26 protein-coding genes are annotated in these 26,112 nt (G+C 69.8%); 17 read left to right on the top strand and 9 right to left on the bottom strand.

Annotated elements, in window-relative coordinates:
* Window positions 1–117: 117 nt before the first annotated feature.
* Window positions 118–1,539, top strand: coding sequence for an MDR family MFS transporter (locus tag M3Q35_RS19745; protein ID WP_273943381.1), 1,422 nt, complete (start codon window positions 118–120; stop codon window positions 1,537–1,539).
* A 40-nt stretch (window positions 1,540–1,579) separates the two neighbouring features.
* Here M3Q35_RS19745 and M3Q35_RS19740 read toward each other — a convergent pair whose 3' ends face one another.
* The gene (locus M3Q35_RS19740) at window positions 1,580–4,486 is read right to left on the bottom strand and encodes a phosphodiester glycosidase family protein (RefSeq protein WP_273943379.1); all 2,907 of its coding nucleotides are present in this window, start codon (window positions 4,484–4,486) and stop codon (window positions 1,580–1,582) included.
* Window positions 4,487–4,652: 166 nt separating this feature from the next.
* Between M3Q35_RS19740 and M3Q35_RS19735 the strand changes: the two genes are divergently transcribed.
* Window positions 4,653–5,210: a hypothetical protein gene (locus M3Q35_RS19735; protein WP_273943377.1), complete on the top strand. Its 558-nt coding sequence runs from the start codon at window positions 4,653–4,655 to the stop codon at window positions 5,208–5,210.
* A gap of 92 nt (window positions 5,211–5,302) precedes the next feature.
* Window positions 5,303–6,475: an MFS transporter gene (locus tag M3Q35_RS19730; RefSeq protein WP_273943376.1), complete on the top strand. Its 1,173-nt coding sequence runs from the start codon at window positions 5,303–5,305 to the stop codon at window positions 6,473–6,475.
* Here the strand turns inward: M3Q35_RS19730 and idi are convergent.
* Window positions 6,465–7,037: an isopentenyl-diphosphate Delta-isomerase gene (gene idi, locus M3Q35_RS19725; RefSeq protein WP_273943375.1), complete on the bottom strand. Its 573-nt coding sequence runs from the start codon at window positions 7,035–7,037 to the stop codon at window positions 6,465–6,467. The two genes, M3Q35_RS19730 and idi, sit on opposite strands and share 11 nt — an antisense overlap.
* A gap of 42 nt (window positions 7,038–7,079) precedes the next feature.
* Here idi and M3Q35_RS19720 point away from each other — a divergent pair, with 42 nt between their 5' ends.
* A complete protein-coding gene (locus M3Q35_RS19720) occupies window positions 7,080–7,310 on the top strand; it encodes an RNA-binding S4 domain-containing protein (protein WP_273943374.1) in 231 nt (76 codons plus the stop codon).
* A 167-nt stretch (window positions 7,311–7,477) separates the two neighbouring features.
* On the opposite strand, the gene M3Q35_RS19715 is transcribed toward M3Q35_RS19720, so the two are convergent.
* The gene (locus M3Q35_RS19715) at window positions 7,478–7,618 is read right to left on the bottom strand and encodes a hypothetical protein (protein ID WP_273943373.1); all 141 of its coding nucleotides are present in this window, start codon (window positions 7,616–7,618) and stop codon (window positions 7,478–7,480) included.
* Between the two features lie 121 nt (window positions 7,619–7,739).
* On the opposite strand from M3Q35_RS19715, the gene M3Q35_RS19710 reads away from it, so the two are divergent.
* From M3Q35_RS19710 to M3Q35_RS19695, 5 genes are read left to right on the top strand one after another with little or no spacing between them, the layout of a single operon-like run.
* The gene (locus tag M3Q35_RS19710) at window positions 7,740–8,114 is read left to right on the top strand and encodes a hypothetical protein (protein WP_273943372.1); all 375 of its coding nucleotides are present in this window, start codon (window positions 7,740–7,742) and stop codon (window positions 8,112–8,114) included.
* Between the two features lie 34 nt (window positions 8,115–8,148).
* Entirely contained in the window at window positions 8,149–9,351 is a 1,203-nt protein-coding gene (locus M3Q35_RS19705; protein ID WP_273943371.1) for an acetyl-CoA acetyltransferase, read from the top strand.
* Window positions 9,341–10,723 carry a carotenoid oxygenase family protein gene (locus tag M3Q35_RS19700; protein ID WP_273943370.1) on the top strand — a complete coding sequence of 461 codons (1,383 nt, stop codon included), beginning with the start codon at window positions 9,341–9,343 and terminating at the stop codon, window positions 10,721–10,723. Before M3Q35_RS19705 ends, M3Q35_RS19700 begins: the two co-directional genes overlap by 11 nt.
* Window positions 10,660–10,809 (top strand): carotenoid oxygenase family protein, encoded by a 150-nt coding sequence (locus tag M3Q35_RS48925; protein WP_420704765.1) that lies wholly within the window; start codon window positions 10,660–10,662, stop codon window positions 10,807–10,809. The genes M3Q35_RS19700 and M3Q35_RS48925 overlap by 64 nt, the downstream gene beginning before the upstream one ends.
* Complete coding sequence (locus M3Q35_RS19695; protein ID WP_273943369.1) at window positions 10,802–11,671, top strand: winged helix-turn-helix transcriptional regulator; 870 nt, start codon at window positions 10,802–10,804, stop codon at window positions 11,669–11,671. The genes M3Q35_RS48925 and M3Q35_RS19695 overlap by 8 nt, the downstream gene beginning before the upstream one ends.
* Here M3Q35_RS19695 and M3Q35_RS19690 read toward each other — a convergent pair.
* Window positions 11,661–12,386 carry an SDR family oxidoreductase gene (locus M3Q35_RS19690; protein ID WP_273943368.1) on the bottom strand — a complete coding sequence of 242 codons (726 nt, stop codon included), beginning with the start codon at window positions 12,384–12,386 and terminating at the stop codon, window positions 11,661–11,663. The two genes, M3Q35_RS19695 and M3Q35_RS19690, sit on opposite strands and share 11 nt — an antisense overlap.
* 273 nt (window positions 12,387–12,659) lie before the next feature.
* Between M3Q35_RS19690 and M3Q35_RS19685 the strand changes: the two genes are divergently transcribed.
* Window positions 12,660–14,654 carry a tetratricopeptide repeat protein gene (locus tag M3Q35_RS19685; RefSeq protein ID WP_273943367.1) on the top strand — a complete coding sequence of 665 codons (1,995 nt, stop codon included), beginning with the start codon at window positions 12,660–12,662 and terminating at the stop codon, window positions 14,652–14,654.
* Window positions 14,655–14,871: 217 nt separating this feature from the next.
* Here M3Q35_RS19685 and M3Q35_RS19680 read toward each other — a convergent pair whose 3' ends face one another.
* On the bottom strand, window positions 14,872–16,065 hold the full coding sequence (locus M3Q35_RS19680) for a hypothetical protein (protein ID WP_273943366.1): 1,194 nt from the start codon (window positions 16,063–16,065) through the stop codon (window positions 14,872–14,874).
* Window positions 16,066–16,364: 299 nt separating this feature from the next.
* Here M3Q35_RS19680 and M3Q35_RS19675 point away from each other — a divergent pair, with 299 nt between their 5' ends.
* From M3Q35_RS19675 to M3Q35_RS19665, 3 genes are all read left to right on the top strand, one after another.
* Window positions 16,365–16,625 carry an AfsR/SARP family transcriptional regulator gene (locus M3Q35_RS19675; protein WP_273943365.1) on the top strand — a complete coding sequence of 87 codons (261 nt, stop codon included), beginning with the start codon at window positions 16,365–16,367 and terminating at the stop codon, window positions 16,623–16,625.
* Complete coding sequence (locus M3Q35_RS19670; protein WP_273943364.1) at window positions 16,601–19,330, top strand: ATP-binding protein; 2,730 nt, start codon at window positions 16,601–16,603, stop codon at window positions 19,328–19,330. The genes M3Q35_RS19675 and M3Q35_RS19670 overlap by 25 nt, the downstream gene beginning before the upstream one ends.
* 249 nt (window positions 19,331–19,579) lie before the next feature.
* Entirely contained in the window at window positions 19,580–19,705 is a 126-nt protein-coding gene (locus tag M3Q35_RS19665) for a hypothetical protein (RefSeq protein WP_273943363.1), read from the top strand.
* Between the two features lie 43 nt (window positions 19,706–19,748).
* On the opposite strand, the gene M3Q35_RS19660 is transcribed toward M3Q35_RS19665, so the two are convergent.
* Window positions 19,749–20,612, bottom strand: a complete 864-nt coding sequence (locus tag M3Q35_RS19660; RefSeq protein WP_273943362.1) for an AraC family transcriptional regulator — start codon at window positions 20,610–20,612, stop codon at window positions 19,749–19,751.
* 68 nt (window positions 20,613–20,680) lie between these two features.
* On the opposite strand from M3Q35_RS19660, the gene M3Q35_RS19655 reads away from it, so the two are divergent.
* The 3 genes from M3Q35_RS19655 (at window position 20,681) to M3Q35_RS19645 (ending at window position 23,213) form a co-directional block, all read left to right on the top strand.
* Complete coding sequence (locus tag M3Q35_RS19655; RefSeq protein ID WP_273943361.1) at window positions 20,681–21,370, top strand: alpha/beta hydrolase; 690 nt, start codon at window positions 20,681–20,683, stop codon at window positions 21,368–21,370.
* 114 nt (window positions 21,371–21,484) lie between these two features.
* Window positions 21,485–22,432 carry a zinc-binding dehydrogenase gene (locus tag M3Q35_RS19650; protein WP_273943359.1) on the top strand — a complete coding sequence of 316 codons (948 nt, stop codon included), beginning with the start codon at window positions 21,485–21,487 and terminating at the stop codon, window positions 22,430–22,432.
* Between the two features lie 25 nt (window positions 22,433–22,457).
* The gene (locus M3Q35_RS19645) at window positions 22,458–23,213 is read left to right on the top strand and encodes a GNAT family N-acetyltransferase (RefSeq protein ID WP_273943358.1); all 756 of its coding nucleotides are present in this window, start codon (window positions 22,458–22,460) and stop codon (window positions 23,211–23,213) included.
* On the opposite strand, the gene M3Q35_RS19640 is transcribed toward M3Q35_RS19645, so the two are convergent.
* From M3Q35_RS19640 to M3Q35_RS19630, 3 genes are read right to left on the bottom strand one after another with little or no spacing between them, the layout of a single operon-like run.
* On the bottom strand, window positions 23,195–24,223 hold the full coding sequence (locus tag M3Q35_RS19640; protein ID WP_273943356.1) for a class I SAM-dependent methyltransferase: 1,029 nt from the start codon (window positions 24,221–24,223) through the stop codon (window positions 23,195–23,197). The two genes, M3Q35_RS19645 and M3Q35_RS19640, sit on opposite strands and share 19 nt — an antisense overlap.
* Window positions 24,224–24,246: 23 nt before the next feature.
* Complete coding sequence (locus tag M3Q35_RS19635; RefSeq protein ID WP_273943354.1) at window positions 24,247–24,756, bottom strand: hypothetical protein; 510 nt, start codon at window positions 24,754–24,756, stop codon at window positions 24,247–24,249.
* 36 nt (window positions 24,757–24,792) lie between these two features.
* Window positions 24,793–25,701 (bottom strand): sigma-70 family RNA polymerase sigma factor, encoded by a 909-nt coding sequence (locus M3Q35_RS19630; protein WP_446685279.1) that lies wholly within the window; start codon window positions 25,699–25,701, stop codon window positions 24,793–24,795.
* A gap of 87 nt (window positions 25,702–25,788) precedes the next feature.
* Between M3Q35_RS19630 and M3Q35_RS19625 the strand changes: the two genes are divergently transcribed.
* Window positions 25,789–26,100 carry an antibiotic biosynthesis monooxygenase gene (locus M3Q35_RS19625; RefSeq protein WP_273943350.1) on the top strand — a complete coding sequence of 104 codons (312 nt, stop codon included), beginning with the start codon at window positions 25,789–25,791 and terminating at the stop codon, window positions 26,098–26,100.
* Window positions 26,101–26,112 lie beyond the last annotated feature (12 nt).

The following is a 26,112-nucleotide window of genomic DNA, read 5'->3' as shown; positions in this document are numbered from 1 at the left end:
TACCGCTGACCAGCGGTGATGGGCCGTTGACGTGCCGTGCCGACGGAATAATCGGGGTCCTGCCGAACGTCCTACGTGTCATGATGGTGGCGCCTGTCCACTCGGGGGATCCCACTCATGACACACACCGTCCAGATGACGCACGCAGCCGAGAGTCGCGCGCCGTCACGATCCTGGCTCCTGATCGGGATCCTGGTGCTGTCCGCGTTCGTGATGATCCTCAACGAGACCATCCTGAGCGTGGCGCTGCGGGACCTCACGGTCGACCTGAGCATCCCGACCACCACCGCGCAGTGGCTGACCAGCGGCTTCCTGCTGACCATGGCGGTGGTCATCCCGACCACCGGCTTCATGCTGGAACGGCTCACGCCGCGCCAGGTGTTCCTCGTGTCGCTGACCGCGTTCAGCCTCGGCACGCTGCTGTGCGCGGTGGCCGCCGGCTTCCCGATGCTGCTGGTCGGCCGCATCGTGCAGGCCTGCGGCACCGCGGTGATGCTGCCGCTGTTGATGACCACGGTGATGAAGCTGGTGCCGCCGGAACGCCGCGGCCAGACCATGGGCACGATCACCATCGTCATCGCGGTGGCCCCGGCCATCGGCCCGACGATCGGCGGCGCGGTGCTGTCCTCGCTGGGCTGGCGCTGGATGTTCGGCATCGTGCTGCCGCTGGCCGTTGCCGCGTTGATCGCCGGCTCCATCCTGCTCAAGCTGGACAGCGAGACCCGCTCGGTGCCGCTGGACATCCCGTCGGTGATCATGTCGGCGCTGGGTTTCGGCGGCGTGCTGTTCGGCCTGTCCGGCAGCAGCGACCCGTCGTCGCAGCCGGTGCCGCCGTGGGTGTCGGTGGTGGTCGGCGCGATCGCGCTGGTCGCGTTCACCTGGCGCCAGCTGCGGCTTCAGCGTGAGGACCGGGCGCTGCTCGACCTGCGGCCGTTCACCTATCGCAGCTTCTTGGTCGCCGTCGTGCTGACGAGCGTGCTGTTCATGTGCCTCATCGGCGCGGGCGCGATCCTGCTGCCGCTGTACCTCCAGACCGTGTTGCACCAGACCACTTTCGTGACCGGCCTGGCCGTGCTGCCCGGCGGTCTGGTGCTGGGCCTGCTCGGCCGTCCGGTCGGCGCGCTGTTCGACCGGATCGGCGCGCGGCCGCTGGTCATCCCGGGCGCGATCGCCATGGCGGTGGCGTTGTGGCTGTTCGCCGTGCTCGGGCCGGACTCGCCGCTGATCGCGGTGATCGGCATCCACGTGCTGCTGATGGCCGGCCTCGGCCTGATGATGACGCCGCTGTTCACCGCCGGCCTGAACGACCTGCCGGAGAACCTGTACTCCCACGGCAGCGCGATCATGGCGACGTTGCAGCAGGTCATGGGCGCGTTCGGTACGACGCTGTTCGTCGCGGTGGCCACGCTGGCCACGGTCTCGGGCACCTCGCCGGACGCCACCGGGCTGCGGGCCGCGTTCATCGTGGCCGGTGTGCTCGGCGTGGTCGGCGCGGCCGGCTCGCTGTTCGTGCCGAAACGCGTAACGGCAGAGGCGTGACAAAGCGGCCCCCGGCTCTGCCGGGGGCCGCTTTTCCTTGTCATAGCGTGACTGTCTGGCTGACGTGGTTGGTCGTGATGGTCAGGGCGGCCGGCCCCGGCCGGCAGCGTTTGTAGTCGCCGGTCGACGGGTCGAAGGCCAGGATGTCGCCCCAGCCGCACCGGATGTCGCCGATGTGCACGCCGCGGCTGCCGGTCCACGTCACGCTCATCGGGTAGCGCAGCGGGAGGCCCGTCGTGCTCGTCGCGGTGATCTTGTCGGGGTCGACGGCGACGGTGATTCCGTCCAGTACGGGTCGGAATTCGACCTGGTCGGTGACGGTCGTCCAGCCGAGGTCCGATGTCGGCACGTGAATCCAGGGCAGGCCGTCGTCCCGTTCGACGCCGGTTGGGCCGGTGGCCTCGATCACCTCGGCGCCGTGCGGCAGCCAATGGTCGAGCATTCGCCGCTCATTGGGGTCGCTGATCCCGTAGGTGACGACGACCACCCGGCCCGTCAACTGGCCCCTGAGGTCGGCCAGTTGTGCGTAGTCAGACGTGCGAAGTGCACCGGTGGCCGAGTTCAGCAGCACATAGCGGATACCGTCCCGTACGAACGACTGGTGGTCCGGCCCGAACACGCTCGTCCAGTCGGGCCCGTAGTCCCGGCCGGGGGAGTAGTACACCGGGAACCGGCCCTGCACCGCCGCGTCGACCTTGGCCTTCGTGTCGGGCGTGGTGCCGTCGACCACGAGGAACTTCGGGTGCGATGCGACGGCCTCGGCCAGCGTCCGGTCGGTCACGGTGGACAGCACGGCCATGCCACCGTCCGAAGTGGACTGTTCGCGGACCAGCGGGTCGAGCACCGGTGGTTCCGGCGGCACGGTGACCGGCAGCGCCACCCCGGCGGTCAGGTCGTCGAAGTCCAGCTGCCCGCTGTACCGGGCCCTGGTTGCCTCGATCGCCTCCACGCCGCGCACGGTGATCGGCTGCTTCACCGTCGTCGGCACGGTGAAAGTCGTTCGCTGCCAACCGTTCCACGTGACGTGCTCGCCGTAGACCGAGCTGTTGGCCCCGGACGCGTCGGTGATCAGCGCGGCCAGCCACTCGCCCTTGCCGTCCCCGTTGACCGACAGCTGGAACTGCCGCGTGGCGCCGTCGACCGGGATCGGCGTCGGGGCCGTCGCCACCGCCGTCCTGATCTCGGTCGACTTGGTGAAGTCGAAATTCAGCCGCAGTGCGCCGCCGGCCTGGCTGATCGCCCCGGAACCGCGGGCCGAGCTGAACTTCCAGCCGGTCACGTCGTCGAAACCGGTCACCGGCTCGGACTTCAGCCCGATGGTCACGCCGAACTTGGACACGTGGCCGCCGACGCGCACGGTGACCACGCCGGTGCCCTGAGGCGTTTTCGGCGTGAGCGCCAGCGTGCCGTCGGGATTCGGGGCGATGCCGACCAGCGAGTGGTCGTAGTCCAGGGTCATGTCGACGGGATCGATGGCCGCCGACTCGCCGATCGCGTCGTAGCCGGTGACCTGCACGCGTGCGGTCTGGCCGGCCAGCAGCGACACCGTCTTCGGTGTGGCGGTGATCCGGGCCAACGCCGGCAGCACCTGGATCTTGCCCGGCTGGCTGATTCCCTTGGCTGCCACCGCGACCTGGGCCGTGCCGGGTTGACGCCCGGTGACCAGGCCGTTGCGGTCCGCCCCGAACCAGTGCGGCGTCCCGAGATCGGCCGGGCCGTACTCCTCGTCGTAGCCGGTCGCCTTGAGCTGTCGGTGCAGGCCGGTGAACACCTTGTCACCGGTGGTGAGATCGATGCCTGTCAGCCGGCCGCTGCCGGGCGCGGCGAACAGCCCGATTCCGTTGCCCACCTCGCGTTCCACGCCGTCCGACGGCACATTGCGCTGCCACACATCGGGCGTGCCGGCGTCGCGGCTGACCAGTGTGGAAGAGCCGCCGCCGTCGATGATCACGGCGTTGTAGGCCCCGCGCTGCCGCATGATGTATGCCAGCTGCTGCTCGGTCACGCCCCGGCTGGCCGGCGTCCGGCCGTCGATCACGACCAGCTGCATCTTCTTGCCGTCCTGGGAGAACCCGATCGCCGTCTCCGGGTTGATCGCCGTATCGTCCAGGGTCTGCACCTGCCCGTCCCGCACGGCCACGTCCCGTACGCCCATCAGCGTCCGGAAGGTGTTCGCCGGCTCCGTCCGCGGCCCGTACGTGACCGACACCGGATCGCCGATGTGCAGTGCCGCCAGCAGATCCGCATCGGAACCGGTGCCGGCGAGCACGAATCCGTTGTCCGGAATCGGTCCCGGATCGTGTCCCGCCACAACCCCGTTGACCACGGCCACTTCGTGAACCTTGGTCACGTTGTAGAAGGCGCGGGAGGCGGTGCCCCACGCCGGCGTGAACGCCGCGAGACCGTTCGGCGGGGCCTGCTCCTGGTTCAGGCCGTCCAACGGCAACGGCCCGGACGGCAGCGTGACCTTGCCGTCCAGATAGGCGTTCACGATCCGCCCGATGTCGTTGACGTCAACACCGACCGACGGCCGCCACGGGGTCGGATCGGTCCACGGGCCCTTGACCAGCTGCCCGTTCGACACTTCGACACCGCGCGGCGCGCCGGTGTTGTTGATGTCGAAGAAGTCCCCGTTCACGCCGGCGAAGGCGTGCTGGGCGGTGGCCATCGTGGTCACGGTCTGGACCTGGCCCACGTGCGGCGGCGTCAGCAGGCCGACCGTGAGCCGTGGATTGCTCAGGTCCGCGGTCAGTACGGTGCCGCTCAGCCAGCCGTCGGGGTCGACCCGGCTGAACGTGGACAGGGTGGTGCCCGGCCCGATCGGCTTGCTGGTGCCGTCCACCTGGACCGGTGGCGGGGTCGTCGGTTCCGCGGTGGCGGACGGTGGCGTCGTCAGCGAGATGACGACCAGGAACGCGGCGAGTGCGGACAGCGAAGCCGGCCTCATGAGGTTGATAATTTGCCCACCGGGTAGTCTTCACGCAAGTTCCTCACCGATTCGGCCCAGCGTGGAGTCACGCTCCGCTGCCACCGGCTAGAATCGCGGCAGGGCGGGGCGGCGCCATTTGTCCAGCCCGAAGGTTGTTTTCTCGAGTTGTAAGGATGGCCGTCGTATGCCCCCGACTCCCGCCTCCGTCGTCGAGCAGTGGCAGAGCCTGCCGCGGACGGTGTTGCAGGACAAGGTCCGCCAGGTGGTCAAGCGCCGGGACGCCGAAGCCAAGCAGATCTGGACGCAGGTGCGGGCCCATTCCGTGCTGGCCGCCCAGGTCCGCGGCGCGTTGTCGGCGCTGAGGGCGGAGGTCAAGGGCACCCGCGACGAGGTCATGTGGACGATGTGGATCGACCAGGCCCGAGCCGTGCTCGACGCCACGGACAAGCCGGCCGCCGCTGCTGACAAGCCGGCCGCCGCTGCTGACAAGCCGGCCGCCGCCGACAAGCCGGCCGCCGCTGGTGCCGAGCCGGCTCCGGAGCAGCCCGCGCCGGTCAAGCCCGTGGAGAAGCCCACCCCGGTCAAGGCCGTCGAGAAGCCCGCGCCGGTCGAGAAGGAGCCGGTCGCCGCCGTCCGCAAGGAACCGGTGGCCGAAATCACCTTCACCCCCGAGCCCGTCGAAAAGCCCCGCACCGCCCCTCCCGCCGTACCCCCCGTCCTCTTCCAGGCCCCCGGCGCCTGACCCCAGACGCTTGGAAGGGGCCTTCCTCCACTCCGAGTGGAGGAAGGCCCCCTTCCAAGCTTTGAGCAGTCGTTTGCACTAGCGTCGCCCGAATGGTCCACACTCCACGGTTCCAGCTGGCCCTGGTCGCCCTGGTCCAGGTCCTCGTGCTGGCGCTGTGGTTCTCCGCCTCCGCGGTCGCCCCGGCGCTGCGGACCGATTTCACGCTGACCGGCACCCAGTCGGTGTGGCTGACCGCGACCGTGCAGGTCGGCTTCGCCATCGGCGCGGTCGGGTCGGCGCTGGCCAACCTGGCCGACCGGATCCGTCCGAACGTGTTGATCGCGCTCAGCGCGGTCCTGGGCGCGGCGGCCACGGCGGCGCTGGCCCTGGCCGCGCACGACACGTGGACGGTGCTGGCGCTGCGGCTGCTCACCGGCGTGTGCCTGGCCGGCGTCTACCCGCCGGGCATGAAGATCGTCGTCTCCTGGCTGCCCAACGCCCGCGGCCTGGCCCTGGGCCTGGTCGTCGGCGCGCTGTCGGTCGGCTCGGCCGCGCCGCAGCTGATCAACGGCCTGACCACGCTGCCGTGGCGCGGCGTGCTGCTGGCGGCGGCGGTGCTGGCCCTGGCCGGCGCGGCGCTCTCGTTGGCGTTCATGCGTTCGGGCCCGGCGATGAGGCCGACTCGCGTTCCCGATCCCCGCTATGTGCTGACGATGTTCGCCGACCGCAAGCAGCGGCTGGTCAACCTCGGCTACTTCGGCCACATGTGGGAGCTGTACGCCCTGTGGTCCTGGCTGCCGACCTACCTCGCCGCGTCGTCTGCCGTGCAAGGCCGGGCCGGCATCGGCGTGGCGGCGTTCTTGATCGCCGGCGGGTGCGGCCTGGTCGGCTGCCTCGCCGCCGGCTACTGGGCCGACCGGCACGGCCGGGCCTACGTGGCGATGCTGGCCATGCTGTTCAGCGCGGCCAGCGGCCTGCTGTCGGTCGCCGTGTTCGACGTGCCGTGGCTGTTCCTGATCGTGCTGGCTGTCTGGGGCGCGACCGTCATCGCCGACTCCGCCCAGTTCTCCGCCGCCCTCACCGAGGTCGCCGACCAGCGCTACGTCGGCACCGCGCTGACCGCTCAGACGGCCATCGGCTTCCTGGTCAGCGTCGTGACCATCCAGGCGCTGCCGGTGTTGGCCGACCTCGTCGGCTGGCGGCTGGCCGTGCCGCTGCTGGCGATCGGCCCCCTGCTCGGGGCCGCCGCCATGGCCCGGCTGCGGTCTTTGGTCAGGGCGTAGCGGCCGGCGGCAGTTGCGCCGGGTCGCCGGTCGGCCACTGGTCCGGGTGTTCTCCCAGCTCACGCAGCTGCGTCAGCTGGAGCCGGCACCACGTCGACAGCCGCGGGTCGTCCAGCATGCCCAGCAGCTCCGGCCAGTCCACCCAGCGGGCGTCTTCCACCTCCGCCGGGTCGCGCGCCACTTCGCCGTACGCGCGGGCCCGGAACACCGGGCACATCTCGTTCTCGACGATGCCGTCCTGCTCGGCGACGTAGCGGAACCTCGGCAGGATCAGGTCCACCCGGCCCACGTCCAGGCCCAGCTCGTCCTTCACCCGGCGGCGCACCGCGTCCGACATCGACTCGCCGTCGGCCGGGTGGCCGCAGCAGCTGTTCGTCCAGACCCCCGGGAACGTCGCCTTGGACAGCGCCCGCCGGGTCAGCAGCACCTGCCCGTCGTCGTTGACCAGGTAGCTCGAGAAGGCCAGGTGCAGCGGCGTCGCGCCGTGGTGCACCGTTGCCTTGGGAGTGGTGCCGACGTTGTAACCGTCCTCGTCCAGGAGGACCACATGCTCCTGTGCCACGTGCCGAGCCTAGCGCCGCTCGGGGTGCGAGATCATGTCGCCATGCCCACGTCACCCATCCGGACCGTCGAGATCAGCGACGACACCATTCGCCTCGGCCAGTTCCTCAAGCTCGCCGACCTCGCCGAGGACGGCACCCACGCCCGCGAGCTGCTCGAGGACGGCGAGGTCGAGGTCAACGGCCGCCCCGAGGCCCGCCGCGGCCGCCAGCTGGTCGACGGCGACGTGGTGGCGGTCGACGGCCAGCGCGTCCGCCTGGCCGCCCGCTCCTGACCGCCTTCTTTCGCGAAGGCAAATGTCACATGCGCGCCGGACTTGCCTCCCTGCGGCACATCCGGACCGCATGTGCCGAACGGCCGGAATGCGCAACGGCCGGGCACGTGGCCCGGCCGTGACTGGTCGATCTCTCTCGCCCGGGCTTGCTGCCCGGCCGTCACTGGTTACTCGTCGTCCTCGCCCGGACGGGCGTGGTCGGCCTTGCCGGGAGTCGGGTCCCGGTCCATGTCGATCAGCGGATGCCGCTCGGCCCCCTCGGCCGCGGCATGCCGCCCGTTCTGCTGGTGCTCCCCTGGCGTTGTCACCCGGACAGCCTACGGACACTGCGTCAACTCGTGTCAGGAACCCGTCAAAGTCCAGGTCGAAAGCGTACGGACCAGGTCAGGGACCGGTCCTTTCGGCGCAATCGGGACTGCACTGGCAAGCATGTCGGACAAGCACCTGCTGGCCGGCGGGTTCGGGTTCCCGCTCGGCTTCGCCGCATCGACCGTGGTCGTCCTGGGGGCGGCCGCGGTCGGCGCCTTCGCGCATCCCGTCGCCGTGCTGGTCACGCTGGCCGTGGTCACGTTCGTCGTATCGGCGACCACCACCCTGCCTGCCGCGCTGGGCACGGCCGCCGTCAGCTGGGGCCTGTACAGCGGCTTCGTCGTCGACCAGCTCGGGCAGCTCACGCTGGACGGCCGGACGGCGCTGGCCGCACTGGTGCTGGGGGCGGCCGCCCTGGTCGCGGTCGGTGCGGTGACGCTCGCCCGGCACACGCCGACGCGGGTCGGACGGCTCACGCCACCGATTCGGGGGTAACCCACGTCACTCTGTTAGTTGTAGCATCGCGGGCATGGTGTGGGTGCTCGGCGGATACCAGACGGACTTCGCGCGCAACTGGCCACGGGCCGGCCTCGAGGTCTCCGACCTGGTCGCCGAGGTCGTGCAGGAGACCCTGGTGGACGCCAGGGTCGACCCGGCGGCCATCGGCGTGATCCACGTCGGCAACGCCTTCGGCCAGCTGTTCACCGGCCAGGGCCAGCTCGGCGGCATGCCGGCCACGGTCGACGACCGGCTCTGGGGCGTGCCGGCCTCGCGGCACGAGGCCGCCTGCGCGTCCGGCGGCGTGGCCATCCTGTCGGCGATGGCCGATCTGGAGTCCGGCCGCTACGACTGCGCGCTGGTGCTCGGCGTCGAGCTGGAGAAGACGGTCCCCGGCGACCTCGGCGCCCAGTATCTCGGCGCCGCCGCCTGGGTCGGTCACGAGGGCCAGCAGGCCAAGTTCATGTGGCCGCACATGTTCAGCCTGCTCGCCGACGAGTACGACCGCCGCTACGGCCTCGACGACGCCCACCTCAACGCCATCGCCGAGCTCAACTTCCGCAACGCCCGGTCCAACCCGCTGGCCCAGACCCGGGCCTGGGAATTCGGACCGGCCGGCTTCACCGGCGACGACCTGGCCAATCCGCGCATCGAAGGCCGTGTTCGGCGCCAGCAGTGCAGCCAGGTCACCGATGGTGGCGTCGGCGTCGTGCTGGTCTCGGACCGGCACGCCCGGGCCGGCTCGCCGGGCACGGCCCGGATCGAGGGCTGGGGCCACCGGACCGTCGGCCTGCCGCTCAAGGCCAAGTTCGACCGCAGCCGGGACGAGCGCTATGTGCTGCCGCACGTCCGGCAGGCCGTTCTCGACGCCTATGGCCGGGCCGGCGTCGATTCCGTCGACGGCATCGAGACACACGACTGCTTTGCCATGTCGGAATACATGGCCATCGACCATTTCGGCCTGACCGGGCCGGGGGAGAGCTGGAAAGCCGTCGAGAACGGCGAGCTGGAGCGCGGCGGGCGAATTCCGGTGAACGCGAGCGGCGGCCTGATCGGCGGCGGCCATCCGGTCGGCGCGACCGGCGTGCGCATGCTGCTCGACGCCAGTCGGCAGGTGACCGGGCGGGCCGGTGCGTGCCAGATCGAGGGCGCGCGGCGGATCGGCACGCTCAACATCGGCGGCAGCACGACGACAACCGTGACTTTCGTGGTGGGGAGTGCAGATGGACGTTGAGATCGTCGGGCGGATGCTGTCGACGTTACCGGCGGAGGACGACCATCCCTATCGGACCGGCCCGTGGCGGCCGCAGCACACCGAGTGGCGGGCCGACGACCTCGAGGTGATCGGTGAGCTGCCGTCCGATCTGGACGGTGTGTACCTGCGCAACACCGAGAACCCGGTGCATCCGGCGATCGAGCGCTACCACCCGTTCGACGGCGACGCCATGATCCACATGGTCGGCTTCCGGGACGGCAGGGCGTTCTACCGCAACCGGTTCGTGCGCACCGACGGGCTGCTGGCCGAGAACGAGGCCGGCGGGCCGCTGTGGGCGGGTATCGCCGAGCGGGCCGGTCAGTCCACACGGGACGGTTGGGGTGCGCGGGGCCGGATGAAAGACTCGTCCAGCACCGACATCGTGGTGCACAACGGCATCGCGCTGAGCAGCTTCTACCAATGTGGAGATCTGTACCGGCTCGACCCGTTGTCCCTTGAGACATTGGGCAAGTCCTCGTGGGTGCCCGAATGCGGCGTCTCCGCGCACACCAAGGTCGACGACCACACCGGCGAGTTGCTGTTCTTCAACTACAGCACCGACGCGCCCTATCTCCATTACGGCGTCGTGGATGCGGCTGATCAGCTGGTGCACTACATCGACGTGCCGCTGCCCGGGCCTCGGCTGCCGCACGACATGGCGTTCACCGAGAACTACGCGATCCTCAACGACTGCCCCATGTTCTGGGACGCCGACCTGATGGCCAAGGGCGTGCACGTGCCGCGTTTCCACCGCGACATGCCGTTGCGACTCGGCGTCGTTCCGCGTCGGGGCGGCAGCGACGAGGTGCTGTGGTTCGAGGCCGAGCCGACCTACGTGCTGCACTGGGTCAACGCGTATGAAGAAGGCGACGAGATCGTGCTCGACGGCTTCTTCCAGCACGATCCGATGCCGGCCGACAACGGCCAGCCCGGCTCGATCCAGCGGATCTTCCGCTTCCTGGCCTTGGATCGCCTCCAGACCCGGCTGCACCGCTGGCGGCTCAACCTCGCCACCGGCGCGTGCAAGGAGGAGCAGCTCACCGACTCCGTCACCGAGTTCGGCATGATCAACTCCGGGGTCGGCGGCCGTCGTCACCGCTACACCTACGCCGCCACGGGCAAGCCCGGCTGGTTCCTCTTCGACGGTCTCGTCAAGCACGACCTGCTCACCGGCGGCGAGGAACGCTTCTCCTTCGGCGACGGCGTCTACGGCAGCGAAACCGCCGTCGCACCCCGGATCGGCTCGACGGGGAGGACGACGCCTATCTCGTCACCCTCACCACCGACATGGCCGACGACCGCTCCGAGTGCCTGGTCTTCGACGCCCAGCGCGTCTCGGACGGCCCGATAGCGCGGATTCGCCTGCCCGAACGCGTGTCCAGCGGCACCCACTCGACGTGGGCCCCCGGCTCCTCCCTACCGGGCTGGCGTGACTGAGCACACCGCACTGCCGGCCGGCCAGCGTAACGCCATTGGCGTTACGCTCGGCCTGCTGGGTGACGAGTGGTCGCTGCTGATCCTGCGCGAGGCGCTGCTCGGCGCGACTCGGTTCGTCGACTGGCGGGCCCGGCTCCCGATCTCCAACGCCGTGCTGGCGGCCCGCCTGCAGCGGCTGACCGAGGCCGGGCTTTTCTTGCGCGGCAACGGATATCGGCTGACCGAACGGGGCGCTGACAGCTGGTCGGTGCTGCTGAGCATCTGGGCCTGGGAGGACCGCTGGGTCCCCAGCCACCCCGAGCGGCTCCCGGACCGCGTGCATCGCCTGTGCGGCAAGCCGTTCGACCCCGTGCTGGTCTGCTCGGCGTGCGACACGGCAGTGCTGGCGACTGACCACACCCTCGAAGGCGGCTTCGGCCCCAGCGGCTCGTGGGAACGCTCGGTGCCGGAGGCGACGACGAGGCGGCGGTCGGCCGGCGACGCGGGCCTGTTCCCCGAGACCACGGCCCTGATCGGCAACCGCTGGTCGGCGGCGCTGGTCGGCGCGGCTTTCCAAGGCGTGCACCGGTTCAGCGATTTCCAGCGCTGCCTGAACACCTCGCCGACCATGGTCGCCGACCGGATCCGCACCCTGTGCGCCCTCGGCGTGCTCGGCGACGACTACCGCCTCACGGCCAAGGGGCTCGCGTTCTTCCCGGTCGTCATGTGCCTGGTCGGCTGGGCCCAGCGCTGGTACCGCGCGGCCGAGGGGCCGGCGCTGAGCTACCGGCACCTCCCGTGCGGCGCCGGCTTCGAGGCGGCGCTGGACTGCTCCTCCTGCGGGGATCGCTTGGTGCGCAAGGACGTTGTGCCTACCAGCTGACCGGGCCGTGCTCGTCGAAGAAACCGCCGGTCGGACCGTCCGAGGGCAGCATGGCCAGCTCGACGGCGATCTTCGCACCCTGGGCCGGCGTACGGGTTCCCTTGTGCCCGTTCAGGTCCGTGGCGACGTAGCCCGGCGTGCAGGCGTTCACCTTGATCTGGGTGTCGGCCAGCTCCCGCGCGTACTGCACGGTGATCGCGTTCAGCGCCGACTTCGAGCTGCCGTAGGCCATGGACAGGCCCAGCCGGCTGTTCGGCGCGGCGAGCTGCGAGATCGACCCCAGCCGGCTCGACACGTTCACGATGCGCGCCGCGTCGGATTTCCGCAGCAGCGGCAGCATCGCGTTGGTCATCGCCACCACGCCGAACACGTTCGTCTCGTACACCCGCCGCATGTCGTCCAGCAGCGTCAGACTCGGCGGCACCTCCAATTCGTTGGCCACCGCGGCGTTGTTCACCAGCACATCGAGGCAGCCGTACTCGGCCGCCACCTGGTCCGCCGCCGCGTCGATCGACATCTCATCGGTCACGTCCAGCTGCTGAAACCGCACGTCCAGGCCGTCGTCGGCCAGCTCCGCCACCGTCTGCGCGCCGCGCTGCCGGTCCCGCGCCGAAGCCAGCACCGTGAACCCCCGCTGCCCCAGCCCCCGGGCGATCTCCCGTCCGATCCCCTTGTTGGCGCCCGTCACCAGCGCCACCCGCCCGTTCCTCGTCATGGGTTTCATCCCATCACCTGGAGTGCGCTCCAGCGCAAGCTCGTTTACGCCCCTGTATTGCTAGGCTGATCGCACCAGTCGGAGTCCGCTCCACTGACCAGGACATCTCGAATCCCGTTCCCGGGTGAGAAAACTCGCACCGCGGTCCCGGTGCCGCCCGTCATGGGCTGTACTGGAAGATCCGACTCGGGGACGGGGAACGCGATGCGGGGCGCGGAGCACGACAATGCCTATTCCGGTTCTGTGCACGGAAGTGTGGTTCAGGCTCGTGATGTGCGGCAAATAGTCCAGGTGTTCGACCGCGGCGACTCGCCCGTCGTGCCGGCCCAGCTGCCGCCCGTGCCGCGCAGTTTCACCAGCCGGCAACGGGAACTCGACCGGCTGGCGCGCTGGCGGTCCGAGTCTCCGGTGGTGGTGCTGCACGGCGTGGGCGGCGTGGGCAAAACGACCCTCGCGGTGCGCTTCCTCCAGGGCCTGGCCGGCGAATTCCCGGACGGCACGCTGTTCGCCGATCTCCGTGCCTTTTCCGTCGACGGGCCCGTGAGCGCCGACGACGCACTCGAATGGCTGTTGACCGCCTTGGGTGTCCGGCCCGATTCCATGCCGGTGGAGTTGGCCGCCAGAACCGGCCTGTACCGGTCACTGGTCGCCGGCAAGTCCTTGGCCGTGCTGATCGACAATGCCCTTTCCGCCGCGCAGGTCCGGCCGTTGCTGCCGGGTGGCAGCAGCATCGCCGTTGTCACCAGCCGGCAGCGCCTCGCCGGGCTGGCCATGGACGGCGCCCGCTTCGTCGAGGTCGATCCGATGGACCTGCCCGCTTCGGTCGAACTGCTGGCCAAGGTCGTCGACGACGACCGTACGTCGGCTGAACCCGTTGCCGCGCAAGAACTCGCCCGTCTCTGCGGCGGGCTGCCCATCGCCATCTCCGTTGTCGGCGCCCGGCTTTCCTCCCGTCCTCGCCGCTCGCTCGCCCGCGAGGCCGCCACCTTGCGCGAGCAGCGCATCGCCGCCCTCACCGTTGACGGGGAGCCTTCCGTGCAGACCCTTTTCGACCTTTCCTACCGTGACCTGCCGCCCGCCGCCGCCCGTCTCTACCGCCTCTGCGCCGTTCATCCGGTCGGCGACTTCGACCTCCCCGCGGCGGCCGCCTGCGCCGGACTTCCGTTGCCCGACACCGAGAATCTCCTCGACGTCCTCCTCGACGCCAACCTGCTCCGCGAGGTCGACGACCGCACGTTCGGTTACCACGACCTCGTCCGTGTTCATGCCCGTGACCAGCTCAGCGCCACCGAGCACGCCGCCGCGCTCCGTCGCGTCGTCGAGTGGTACCTCGACGTTCTCGTCTCAGCCGACCTCGCGCTGCATCCGTTGCGCCGCCGCACCGGTCCGCGTTACGAGCGGCCGCTTGCCTTGTTCCACAACGACATCGAGGCCCTCGCCTGGCTCACCGCCCACCGTGTCACTGTGCGGGCCACGTTCGCCGAGGCCGTCGAGCGCGGCTGGGACGACCTCGTCTGGCAGTACTGCGAGGCGTATTGGGGATTTTTCTTGCACAGCCGGCACTACCAGGCCGCCATCGACATGTTCCGCGCCGGCGTGCTGGCCGCTCACCGGCTCGCCGATCCCCTCGCCGAGGCCCGCCTTCGCCTGCAACTCGGCTACGCCCACGCCAAGATCGGCGATCAGCACGCCGCCGTCGAGCAGAACACCCAGGCCATGCAGCTCGCCGAGGCCGCAGGCGACCAGCGCATCCTCGCCACCGCCCACTCCCGGCTCGGCCGCTCCGCCCGTGACTCCGGTCGGCTCACCGAGGCCATCGCGCACTACTCTCGGGCCCGGGACATGCAGTACGCCATCGGTTCCGCCCGTGACGTCGCCCTGTGCCGCCGGCGCATCGGCCAGGTCCTCTCCCAGCTCGGCCGCCACGACGAGGCCGTCTCCGAGCTCCAGGCCGCAGCCAGCGCTTTCGAGTCCCTCGGCGACCGCACCCAGCATTCCCGCGCGTTGATGTTCCTCGGCCTCGCCGCCCTGGACTCCGCCGACCCCGCTTCCGCCACCGCCCCCCTCACCACCGCCCTCACCCTCATGCGGGAGCTGGGGTCCACCTACTTCTCGGCCGAGATCCTCACCGCCCTCGGCGACCTCGCCGCGCGGACCCGCGACCTCTCGTCCGCGCGGCAGGCCTACACCGACGCCGTTTCCCTCTACGACCAGCTCTCCGACCCCAAAGCCGCCCTCGTCCGCGCCAAACTCACCAGCCTCCAGTAACCCTCCACCGCCACCTTCTCGACGTCCCCCGCCACCATCACCGGTTTCCGCCCGCGGGCCACCACCATCCAGCTGCCGGCTCCCATCGACACAATTACCAGCACACACCCCGGTAACTCCGCCAACGTCCGTGCCGCCACGCTCGCCGGCTCCGCCGCCTCGGGGTGGATGACCACATCCGCGAACGACCGCCAGTGTTGGTCGTCGGCCGGCGCCATCAGGAAGTCCATGGCACCGGCACCACGTTCGCCGGCAACGCCCTGGCCGGCTCCGGCAACCCGAGCAGCCGGTACATCGTCGACCTGGTGATCGCCGCCGCCTGTCCCGGCCGGGCGGTGATCGCGGTCGCCAGCTCGACGTCCGGTCCCTCGTGCTCCGCCATCACCTTCCGCAGCTGCGACCACAACTCCCGCCCGTGATCTAGCCGCGGTGCGTTGCGTACCAACACATCCGCCGGGCTTCCCGGCCACAGCGCCGGCGGCTCCGTCGCCACCACCGTAGGTGTCCCGCTCGCCGCGGCGTACATCGTGCACGAGCCGTGATCGCCGATCACCACGTCGCTGGCGATCACCGCCGCCTGCCACCCCCGATCCGGCGGCAGCACCCGCAGCCCCGCCCGGATGCTGTCGCCCAGCCAGCCCAGCACCGCCCCGCTTCCGTGCGCTGCCACGATGTTCGGGTGCAGCTGCGCCACCACCCGGCAGCCTTGCGCCGACAACCGTTGGTACAGCTCCAGATGCTGCCCGAACGTCGACTCCGGGCCCCAGGTCGAGCTGATCGTCACCAGGCACTCGTCCTCGCTCACCCCCAGCGCCATCCGGTAGCCCTCCCGATACCGCCGGCTGGCCACCATCCGGTCCAGGCAGATGTCCCCCGCCACCACCGCCGCGCCGTGCGCCTCCGGGCACCTCTTCCGCAGCAGCGCCAACTCCTTGTCGTGGCTCAACATCAGCGCTGCCGGGATCACCCTTCCCCGGTACGTCAGCACTTCCCGGTCCAGCCCCGTCGTTCCCCTCGTCGCCCCGCCCGCTTTCCGGCTGTAGCGCCTGCTCTTCGCGTTGCCCACACCGTGCGACAGGACCATCACCTTGCCCCGCACCTGTTCGATCTCACGGTGGCTCGCCGTCAGCACCAGGTCGTAGCTCTCCCTCTTCGCCTGCTCCCAGGGCAGCACCATCGCCCCCAGGCTCCGCACGTACTCCTCCAGGCCGTGCCACCGCTCCGTCGACCCCGGCACCGTGTACACCGGCTGGATCCGGTGGTCCGCCTCCACCAGCGGCACCACCTCCGCCAGCCTCGTGCCCGCCGTCATCGTCGGCACCATCACCAGCACCGGCCGGCACCCCGCCACCGTCACCCGCTCGGCCGCCCCCATCCCGATCGGCGCCCGCACCCACGTCTGCCCGTCCATCGCCCTTCTCCCCTCGTGGAAACCCCGTGGCAGCAGCGTGGGACGCCGAGTTGTCAGATCGCCAACAGGATCCAGTCCGCCGGGAAAGCGGCAGCTGACACGCGCGATGTCCGCTCTGTGTTCGGTTCGCCCACGTGAATTCGGTCGGCCGGGCGTTGATCGAGAGCCGATTCACTGTCAGATCGCTGTCACGTGCACGTGCACCGGCGGATCGGGATGAGAACGATATGGATTCGGTGTCTGGATTGGTGTTCCTAGTCCGGGCACACTCGGAATGGGCCGGCGCAGGGGGTGTGCAAATGGACATCGTGCTGGGGATTCTGGGCGAGACCGCACTGCTGATCGACGGCAGCTTCGGTGCGGAATGGGGCCGGCCGAAGGAGCGAGCCGTGCTGGCTGCGCTCGCGACAATGCCAGGTAAATCCATGTCCATCGACACCCTGAGCGACTGGGTCTGGCCCGACGGGGAGGAGCCGGCGAATCTGGTGTCCACCCTGCACACGCACGTGGGGCGCATCCGGAACTCCTTAAAAAGGTGGAAGCGCCGATCGAAATTCTGAGCGAGCACCACGCCTACAAGTTGGTCGTCGACCGCGCGCTGATCGACTATTTCGTCTTCCTTGACCAACTCGGCCACGCTCGTTCCGTCGGCAAGCAGGGCAACCACGACCAGGCGTGCGCGTACGCCCGACGGGCGCTGCAGCTGTGGCGCGGCACGGCCCTGCAGGAGGCTGAGGGGGCCAGGGCGCGCAACTTCAGGCTCCGGGTGTTCGAGAACGAGTGGCTGCCGGGCAACGCTTCACTGATCGACTCGCTGATCGGCCGGGGGCAGCTGACCGAGGCCGTCGCCGCCTTGAACGAGCTGGAGCGCGAGCATGGTCCGCACCTCGCGCTGGCCAAGCTCCGGCTGTACGCGTACTACCGCCAGGGGCGCGTCCAAGCGGCCCACGAGTACCGGGCCCAGATCCGCCGGCACCTGCGCGACAACTACGAGGACGACGCGGCTGACGAGATCCACCGCTATCACGAGGAACTAGCCCGCGCACACGGCGGCAAGCGTGAGCGCGTCGTGGCCCGACCGCCGCTCGATCAGCTGCCGGACGCGGTCTCGGACTTCACCGGGCGCGCCGATCTGCTGGCCGACCTCGACACCGCGCTGACAGCCGGCGGACGTGTGCTGGTGCTCGGCGGAGCCGGAGGCATCGGCAAGACGGCTCTCGCGGTGCAATGGGCCCGCAGGCGACCAGAGTTCACGGACGGCCGGCTCTACGCCAACCTCAACGGTTTCAGCCGCGGACCGAAGGCCACCGCCTCCGACGTCGTGGACGGATTCCTCAGTGCCTTCGGCGTGCCGGCGGACCGGCTCCCGACACCCGAGGTCCGGGCCGCGAAGCTCCGGGAGCTGATGAGCGACCGCATGGTGGTTCTGCTCGACAACGTGGCCGACTCGGGCCAGGTGCTCCCACTGCTGCCGCTGTTCGGCGGCGCGGTCGTGTTGGTGACGAGCAGGTGGCGACTTGTCGGTCTGGTCGTGGCCGACGGCGCCCGGGTCGTCACGGTCGGGCCACTGGTCGACGAGCACAGCGTCGAGCTGCTGCGAACCCGGATCGGAAGCCGGGAGAACGATCCGGACGCATTGGCTCGGCTCGCGGCCCAGTGCGAGGGTTTTCCGCTCGCCCTCAACCTCGTCGGCGACCATATTTCGGCGCGCCGGTCCATTCCGCTGTCCAGTTTCCTGGCCCGATTACGGGGGCCTCGTCTGCTCACCCTCGGCAGCCACGGCGACGCGGGGTCGACAAACCTGGAAGCCGTCTTCGAACTGTCCTACCTGGCGCTCGACGACACCGCGCGGCGGCTGTTCCGTCTGCTCGGACTGCATCCTGGGCTGGAGTTCAGCCTGGCCGCAGCGAACGCGATCGCCGGGGCCGATGTGGAGCACGCGCTCGACGGTCTCGTCGACGCGCATCTGCTGGACCTGCGCGAGGACCTCGATCGGTTCCACTTCCACGACCTCCTGCGCGGTTACGCCGCAGTGCTCGCCGGGCAGGATGATTTCACCGCCGAACGGAACGCGGCGATTCGCCGATTGTTGTCCTTCTATCTGCATAGTGCGTTCAATGCGAACCGTCAGGTTTTCCCGACCCGTGGTGAAGTTCCCCTGATCGCGTTGGAGGACGGTGTTTTTCCTCTGGACTTCCGTAATGCTGACGACGCGATTCGTTGGTTCGAGGCCGAGAGGGCGTGCCTGTCAACGGTGATGAGGATGGCCGCCGACATCGAACGGCACGATTACGGCTGGCGGATTCCGCAAGTGGTGGCCCCCGCTTTCGTTCGTTATGGTATCGGCGGCGCGAAGGAAGCATGGGAGTTGGCGGTCGCCAGTGCCCGGCTTGACGGCGACGAGTACGGTGAAGGTGCGTCGCTGAACAATCTGGGTACGTACCACCTGCATCTCGGCGACCATGTCGCCGCGCAGCCGTGGTTCGAGATCGGGCTCAGGTTCGCGGAACGGATCGCGAACGAATTCGGCATCGCCGTCGCGCTGCACAATCTGGCCTGCGTCGAGCTTGCCTGCGTTGAGAGCGGAAAGTCGGAAGCTGGGAATTCGCGGCACGCGGTTGCTCGCGAGTTGTTCGAGCGTGCGCTGGACGTGGCCACCCGATGTGACATACGGCAGGTCGAGGCCGATGCCATGCACGGTCTGGGGCGGCTTCACCGATTGTGCGGTCGTCTCGACGAGGCCAACAAGGTGCTGCACCACGAGCTCTGGTTGCGGCAGAAGGCGAAGGACGTCCACGGCGAGGGTCTGGTGTTGACTGAGCTCGGCGCCGTGCTGGCGGAGTTGGGCGACCATGCGAGCGCGTTGTCGCACTGCATGTCCGCGGTCGATCTGCTTGCTGGCATCCGGGATCTGGCCGGCGAACGAGCGGCCCGGCTGGAGCTGGCTCGCATCGGTGTCACCGTGAGTGACCGGACGGCGGCCGAGCACGCGATTCGTGCAGTCGAGCTGTCGCGGCTGACCTGGAATCGTGACTCCGAGGCGGCCGCGCTCGACATGTTGGCGCGACTCCGGCTGCTGGGCGGCGAGCGCGATGCCGCGGCCTCGGCATGGAGTGCCGCCGCGGCCATCTATGCCGAGCGGAATGACAGTCGTGGCCAGGTCGTCGAAGCCTGCCTGGCCGAACTCGCGGTCAACAAAACGGCGATGCCCGAGCCGAGAGAGCGTGACGGGCGGGTAGTTCAAGCCGACGACCTCAATCGGTGAATGCGGGCCGCATCGCCCGACTTGGTGTCACTCGAACGAGTGACGATTGAGTTCGTGCAGGTCTGTGTTGTCTGGACCAACTAACCGTTCATATAGTTTTTGCGTGCTTGCGTCACTCAGTGTGGCGCGGTCACCGTTACGCACCCTGGAGGTATCGTCCGAGTGATTCGGGGTATGATCAACTGACCGTCTCGGTAGTGCGACCGGGCGGCCCCCGATTACCACCACGCACCACGAGGAGCCCCTTCAGTGTTCAAACAAATCGCAGCAGGTGTGCTCGCGCTCGCCCTTCTCTTGGGGATCGAGTCGGCGGCCTTCTGCTGGGGCACCGGATACAGCATTCCGGCCGCGGCCTCCCAGCCGCTGCAAGCCTGATTCCAGCCCGCCGCGGGGCACCGGGGACCCGCGGCGGCCTGAGTCAGGGCGAAGGTGCTTTCCGCCAGATACGCGGGGATATTCCGTAGACGCGGCTGAAGGCTCGACTGAACGCGGCCTCGGAGGTGTAGCCGACCAAGGTGGCGATGCGGCCGATGGGCTCGGGGGTGGAGCTGAGCAGGTGGGCGGCGCGGTCGAGGCGTTGGCGGGCTACGTAGGCGGCCGGTGGCTGGCCGACGAGCGCGGTGAACCGGCTGGCGAAGGCGGAGCGGGAGAGGGAAGCCAACGCGGCGAGGTGGGGGACGGACCAGTCACGGGCGGGGTCGCGGTGGATAGCGGAGAGCACGGGGCCGATGACGGGGTCCATGGCGGCGGTGAGCCAACCGGGATGAGCCCCGGTGGCGGAAGCGGCCCACAGGCGTAGGGCGCGGATGAAGAGCAGGTCGAGTAGGCGGGCGACCATGACGCGGGAGCCGGGCTGGGGGTCGGTGAGCTCGGAGAGCATGAGCTGACGGCCCAGCGACAGCCAGGACACATCCCCGGAGTCGCCGCGGACGACGATGGCGGCGGGGAGCACGGCGAGCAAGGGATCGGCGACGACGCGGTCGACGTGGAAGTGGCCGGTGAACCAGCCGGCGTCGGAGGTCCGAACGACATGGGCGTCGCCACGGGCGAGCAGGGCCATGTCGCCGGGGCCGAGCCGGACGGCGGGGGAGGACCGGAATTCGAGTCGGAGGGAGCCGTGCTCGACCAGGTGCAGCATGCGGGAACCGACGGGATGGTGGTCCCGGTGGGGGTGGCCGGCGGCGGTGCGGACGATCTCCCCGCCGTGCAGGTGGACGGCCTGGAGCAGGTCCGACAGCGCATCGGCTGGAGGAACGGCAAAGATGTCCGGCTTCTGAGGCATGTTTCTTGTCCCATCGTCCTCGTAGCGTGGTCGAGTCCACCCGATACGAGCCGAGGAGGCAACCGGACATGTCCAGGCCGGCGATCTTGATGGTGCACGGTTTCTGGGGCGGGGCGGCGCACTGGGCGAAGGTGATCCCGCAGCTGCGCCGCCGCGGCTACGACACCCTGCACGCGGTGGAGAACCCGCTGACCTCGCTGGCCGACGACGCGGCCCGCACCCAGCAGATGATCAAGCAGATCGACGGGCCCGTCCTGCTGGTCGGCCACTCCTACGGCGGCGCGGTGATCACGGAGGCGGGCGACCTGCCGAACGTGGTCGGCCTGGTCTACGTGGCGGCTTTCGCGCCGGACAAGGGGGAGAGCCTGGCCGCGATCGGCGAGGTGGCGCCGGCCCCGGGCGGCGCGAACATCGCGCCGGACTCGGACGGCTATCTCTGGATCCGGCAGGACAAGTTCCACGAGAGCTTCTGCCAGGACCTGCCCGAGGAGGAGGCGCTGGTCATGGCGGTCACCCAGAAGGCGCCGCAAGGCGCGGCCTACGTGGCCCCGGCGGGCGAGCCGGCCTGGCGCAACAAGCCGACGTGGTACCAGGTGTCCACTCAGGACCGAATGATCGCCCCGGACAACCAGCGCCGGATGGCGGCACGGATGAACGCGCGCAAGGTGATCGAGCTGGACGCGGCACACGCCTCGCTGGCCTCGCAGCCGCTGCCGATCGTGGATCTGATCGACGAGGCGGTCCGTGACCTGGGCTGACGCGTGGGAGCGCTCTCGCCGCAAATGGGGCGGGGTAATCGTGCTGCCCGCATGGTGTGCCCGTGCGGGCAGCACGCTTGACCTCAGGTTTGGTGGAGGTTCGACACTGGAGCCATGAGAGCGATCATGGCGAGGCGGTTCGGTCGGCCGGACGTGCTCGTGCCGACCGACCTGCCCACGCCGGAACCGGCGGCCGGCGAGCTGCTGGTGGACGTGGAACTGGCCGGGGTGGGCTGGCTGGACACGCTGATCAGGTCGGGCCACGGGCCGGCGGCGTTCCCGGTGACGCCGCCGTACGTGCCGGGTGGCGCGGTGGCGGGCCGGGTGTCGGCGGTCGGTGAGGGGGTGGACATCGGCTGGTTGCACGCCCGCGTGATCACGCGAGCGCCGGCCGGTGGCTACGTGGAGGCGGCGGTGTCACGGCCGGAAGAGTGCTACCTGGTGCCGCCGGGTCTGGACCTGGCCGACGCCCTGGCGGTGCTGGACGACGGCAGCACGGCGGTCGCGCTGCTGGAGCGAACTCCGGTCCACGCGGGGGAAAAGGTGCTGATCGCGCCGGGTGTGGGTGGCCTCGGCAGCCTGTTGGTGCAGCTCCTGGTCCAGGCCGGCGCCACGGTGATCGCCGGGGTGCGCGGCGGCGAGAAGGCGGCTATCGCGGAGAAGCTGGGCGCCCAGCCAGTTGACTACTCGGAGCCGGGCTGGCCGGGTCGTCTCCCGGCCGGCGTCGACGTGGTCTTTGACGGCATCGGTGGCGACGTGGGGTCCGCGGCGTTGGCACTGCTGGTCAACGGTGGCCGGTTCTCGGCCTACGGCATGGTCGCCGGCGGCGAGACGGTGGTCGGCGAGACCGACCGCAGTCGTCTCAAGGCGACAGTGGGTATGGCGCAGCTGCCGGAGTTCTGGGCCGACACGCCGCGACGGGTGCAGCACGTGCTGACCGAGGCCGCGGCCGGTCGGCTGACGCCGATCATCGGCCGGACCTACCCGCTGGCCGAGGCCGCGGCGGCGCACGCCGACATCGAGGCCCGCCGGTTCGTGGGCAAGATCCTGCTGACGACCTGAGCGGATCTCGGTTAACGTCGGTGCTGTGCACCGGGAAGCCGAGCGGGTGGAAGCGGCCTTCGTGACGGAGTGCCTGTCCGAAGGCATTGTGACGTATCGGGTCGGCGGCGGGGTGGTGGCCAAGGCGACGCCGGACCCGGGGCATTTCTGGACACGGGCGTTCGCCTTCGACCGGCCGCTCACGGACGAGGAGATGCTGTCGATCCTGGATTTCCACCAGGGCGCGGGCGAACTTCAGTTGGCGCCCTGGGCCTTTCCGCCGGGATGGGAGCGGATCCGCCGGTCTCACGGCCTGATCGAGGCGGACCCGTGGGTGAAGGTGGCCTGCGACATCGGCCAAGCCCGATGCGACGACAGTGCGTTCCCGATCACCGAGATCGGCGCGATCCAGGCCGACGAGTGGGCCGGCGTCATCGCCGGCGGGTTCGGCCTCGGCCCGCATCTCCGGCCAACTTTGGCGGCGTCGGTGGGAAAACCGGGCGCACGGCACTTCATCGCCTGGGATGGAGCGCAGGCCGTTGGTGCGGCATGCCTTTACCAGCAAGGAGAACTAGGTTACCTGACCACAACGGCCACCGTGGCGTCACACCGCGGCCGTGGCATCCAGTCGGCGCTGATCAGCCGCCGCGTCAAGGAAGCCGCGGCGGCTGGGTGTCAACGCCTGGTCGCCGAAACCGGACAGCCGGCTCCCGGTCGGCCGAACCCGTCGTTCGGCAACCTGACCAGGGCCGGCCTGCGGCCACTGCACGTACGGCGGAACTTTCAGTCGGACAGCAGGTAGAACGACCACTTGTCGGCGCCGATGGGCAGCAGCTCGACGGTGGCGAAACCGGCCTCGGCCGCGTACCGGCGCACGGTCTCCGGCCGCATCACGGTGCCGGTGGCGGCGGAATCGGGCGCGTCCATGGCGTCGGGCAGGCAGGAGATCACGCTCCAGCCGTACAGGTACTGCTCGCGCTGGGAGGCCGGGGTGGTCGGCTCCGGATCGGTCCGCTCATCGATTACGAGCACGAAACCGCCGTCGGCCAACGACTTTCTGGCGGCGCTGAGCACGGCTACCGGGTGTGACATGTCGTGCAGTGCCTCGATGATCGTGACCAGGTCGTAGTGGCCGTCGAGGCCGGCCGCGTCGGCGGCGGAGAACCGCACCCGGTCGGCGACGCCGGACTCCTCGGCGCTGCGGGCGGCCGACTCGATCGCCTGCGCGTCGAAGTCGAGACCGTGCACGGTGATCTCCGGGTAGGCCAGCGCCATCGCGATGCTCGACCAGCCGAGACCACAGGCGATATCGGCGACACGGGCCGAAGTGGACAGTCGCTTGTGGACGTCCGGAATGGACGGCAGCCATTCCTGGCCGAGCAGGTTCATGAACACCGGCTTGTTGGACGGCCAGCGGCCCTCCGGCTCCCAGCTCATCGGCGTCGGCGCGCCGCCGGTCCGGAACGCGTCGACCACGTCGCCGAGCCGTCGTGACGCCCGGACGAGCTCGATGCTCATCGAGGTGGCGAACATCAGGCTCGACGGGTCGGCGAGCACCGGAACATGCCCCTCGGGCAGCAGGTACCGGCCCGGCTCGACCACCTCGACCAGGCCGGCGGCGGCGTGGTGCTCCAGCCACTCGCGGGCGTACCGCTCGGCCGTGCCGGTCCGCGCGGCCAGCTCCGCCGACGTCAGCGGGCCGTCGGCGAGCGCCCGGTAGTAGCCGAGGCGCTCGCCGAGATACATCGTGTACAGCTCCAGTGCGCCCACGGCGTGCTGGAAGATCCGGGCGGACAGGTCGGTCGGCTCCATGCCGTCCACCCTGCCAGATCCGGTCAGGACAGGGCTTTCACCGCGACCTTCAGGACGATGACCAGTGCCCCCACGAGCGCGCTGGTCAGGCCGATGCCGATGCTGGCCCGGCCGGAGTGCCCGCTGCGGCCGGCGGCGAGGATGCCCCAGCCGAACATCAGCGCCACCGCCGAGCCGAGCGCGATCCACACCGCCGTGTCGATCGGCACGCCCGCCGCGGCCAGGAGCAGCAGCACGAGCAGCGGCAGCAGGGCGTTCTCGACGATCGAGAACTCCTCGGCCAGCGAGTGGCGCAGGCCGCGCAGCCACTTCGGCGAGCCGCCGGCGATGCCTTCCTGGAGGAAATGGGCGTAGGAGAAGGCAATCCAGTACACGAGCAGCGTTGCCGGCACCGCCACGATCGAGTCGATCAGTCCGTTGTGGTCCTCGACCACCGCGATGAGCGCCGCGGAGATGGCCGTGCCGTGCACAGCGCCAGCGGCGTTATGTGAGGGCTCAACTACATGTGCGACGACCTTCAGCCAGCGGTGCATGCCGGGAACGTAACAGGTACAGGATGCGCTGTGGCTTCAGTGAGGACCGAAGTCGAACCGGCGGAACAGGTCCGGGTCCTGGAACGCCACAACACGGTCAATTCGGGCTTCGGTCAGCGAAATCACGGTGATGCCGTGCTCGTGGCCGTCGAGATAGCTGGCGAAGGCCGGCTGGCCGTTGGCGCGGGTGGGCAGCAGCCGCCAGGAGCCGGTCCGGACCACTCGTCCGAGGAAGGTCGAGACGGCGTGGTGGCCGGCGAACCAGGTGCTGTGCGGCGGCATCTCCAGCGTGACCTCTTCGGCCAGCAGGCGGCTGAGCAGGGCGGCGTCGGAGTTTTCGAAGGCGGCGGCGAAGCGGTCGAGGACGCCGCGCTGCTCCGGCGTCTCGGCGATGGTGTCCTCGGAGACGTCGGCGACCTGCGTCCGGGCCCGCTGGAGCAGGCTGTTGACGGCCGCGACCGACGTGCCGAGCAGGGACGCGACCTCGGCGGCGGGCCAGGCGAGGACGTCACGGAGGAGCAGCACGGCCCGTTGTCGGGCGGAGAGGTGTTGCAGGGCGGCGACGAGCGCCAGCCGGACGCTGCCTCTCGATGCCACGATGGACGCCGGGTCGGTGATCATGGCGTCGGGTATGGGTTGCAGCCACGGCACTTCCGGGCTGCGCACCAGCGTGGTGTCGGGGTCGAACGTGGCGCCGGCGAGCCCGGACGGCAGGGGTCGTCGCACGCGGCGTTCGAGGGCCGTCAGGCACACGTTGGTGGCGATCCGGTACAGCCAGGTCCGCAGCGACGCCCGTCCGGGGTCGAAGTCGTCACGGGCCCGCCATGCCCGCAGCATCGTCTCCTGGACCAGGTCCTCGGCGTCGGTGACCGAGCCGGTCATGCGGTAGCAGTGCGCCAGCAGCTCCCGCCGATGCGCATCAAGGTCGAACGTCACGCCGTACATACTCGCCGTCCCGCCGGAACTCATCGCGATGAGTCCGGTTCGTGTCGCGGGTAGGTACTGGTGAAATCCACGATCCGGGAGGTTCCAGTGCCCAAGTCGATGATGGTCCGCTACCGCACCACGCCGGAGGCGGCCGAGGAGAACCAGCGCCTGGTCGAGGCGGTGTACCGGGAGCTCAACGCCGACGACCCCGGCGGCTTCCGCTACGCCACGTTCCGCCTGGCCGACGGCGTCACGTTCGTGCACCTCGTGGCGTACGACAGCGAGGACGACAACCCCTTGCAGCGGTCGGCCGCGTTCAAGGAGTTCCAGCAGGACTTCGCCAGCCGTGCCGTCGAGTCGCCGGAGTTCACCGACGTCACGCTGGTGGGTGAGTACAGCCCGTCGGTAGCCGGCTGAGCTCGGCCTCCA

This window comes from Kutzneria chonburiensis (assembly GCF_028622115.1).
In the GTDB taxonomy this organism is placed as follows: Bacteria; Actinomycetota; Actinomycetes; order Mycobacteriales; family Pseudonocardiaceae; genus Kutzneria; species Kutzneria chonburiensis.
This window is presented reverse-complemented; position numbering and strand designations above follow the sequence as displayed.

What these genes read in the sequence shown, in the direction of transcription:
- M3Q35_RS19735 (WP_273943377.1), top strand. Translation starts at nt 4,653, where the DNA reads ATGCCCCCGACTCCCGCCTCCGTCGTCGAGCAGTGGCAGAGCCTGCCG.
- M3Q35_RS48925 (WP_420704765.1), top strand. Translation starts at nt 10,660, where the DNA reads ATGGCCGACGACCGCTCCGAGTGCCTGGTCTTCGACGCCCAGCGCGTC.
- M3Q35_RS19720 (WP_273943374.1), top strand. Translation starts at nt 7,080, where the DNA reads ATGCCCACGTCACCCATCCGGACCGTCGAGATCAGCGACGACACCATT.
- M3Q35_RS19650 (WP_273943359.1), top strand. Translation starts at nt 21,485, where the DNA reads ATGAGAGCGATCATGGCGAGGCGGTTCGGTCGGCCGGACGTGCTCGTG.
- M3Q35_RS19730 (WP_273943376.1), top strand. Translation starts at nt 5,303, where the DNA reads ATGGTCCACACTCCACGGTTCCAGCTGGCCCTGGTCGCCCTGGTCCAG.
- M3Q35_RS19700 (WP_273943370.1), top strand. Translation starts at nt 9,341, where the DNA reads ATGGACGTTGAGATCGTCGGGCGGATGCTGTCGACGTTACCGGCGGAG.
- M3Q35_RS19640 (WP_273943356.1), bottom strand. Translation starts at nt 24,223, where the DNA reads ATGGAGCCGACCGACCTGTCCGCCCGGATCTTCCAGCACGCCGTGGGC.
- M3Q35_RS19680 (WP_273943366.1), bottom strand. Translation starts at nt 16,065, where the DNA reads ATGGACGGGCAGACGTGGGTGCGGGCGCCGATCGGGATGGGGGCGGCC.
- M3Q35_RS19705 (WP_273943371.1), top strand. Translation starts at nt 8,149, where the DNA reads ATGGTGTGGGTGCTCGGCGGATACCAGACGGACTTCGCGCGCAACTGG.
- M3Q35_RS19660 (WP_273943362.1), bottom strand. Translation starts at nt 20,612, where the DNA reads ATGCCTCAGAAGCCGGACATCTTTGCCGTTCCTCCAGCCGATGCGCTG.
- M3Q35_RS19690 (WP_273943368.1), bottom strand. Translation starts at nt 12,386, where the DNA reads ATGACGAGGAACGGGCGGGTGGCGCTGGTGACGGGCGCCAACAAGGGG.
- M3Q35_RS19630 (WP_446685279.1), bottom strand. Translation starts at nt 25,701, where the DNA reads ATGTACGGCGTGACGTTCGACCTTGATGCGCATCGGCGGGAGCTGCTG.
- M3Q35_RS19635 (WP_273943354.1), bottom strand. Translation starts at nt 24,756, where the DNA reads ATGCACCGCTGGCTGAAGGTCGTCGCACATGTAGTTGAGCCCTCACAT.
- M3Q35_RS19675 (WP_273943365.1), top strand. Translation starts at nt 16,365, where the DNA reads ATGGACATCGTGCTGGGGATTCTGGGCGAGACCGCACTGCTGATCGAC.
- M3Q35_RS19655 (WP_273943361.1), top strand. Translation starts at nt 20,681, where the DNA reads ATGTCCAGGCCGGCGATCTTGATGGTGCACGGTTTCTGGGGCGGGGCG.
- M3Q35_RS19740 (WP_273943379.1), bottom strand. Translation starts at nt 4,486, where the DNA reads ATGAGGCCGGCTTCGCTGTCCGCACTCGCCGCGTTCCTGGTCGTCATC.
- M3Q35_RS19710 (WP_273943372.1), top strand. Translation starts at nt 7,740, where the DNA reads ATGTCGGACAAGCACCTGCTGGCCGGCGGGTTCGGGTTCCCGCTCGGC.
- M3Q35_RS19745 (WP_273943381.1), top strand. Translation starts at nt 118, where the DNA reads ATGACACACACCGTCCAGATGACGCACGCAGCCGAGAGTCGCGCGCCG.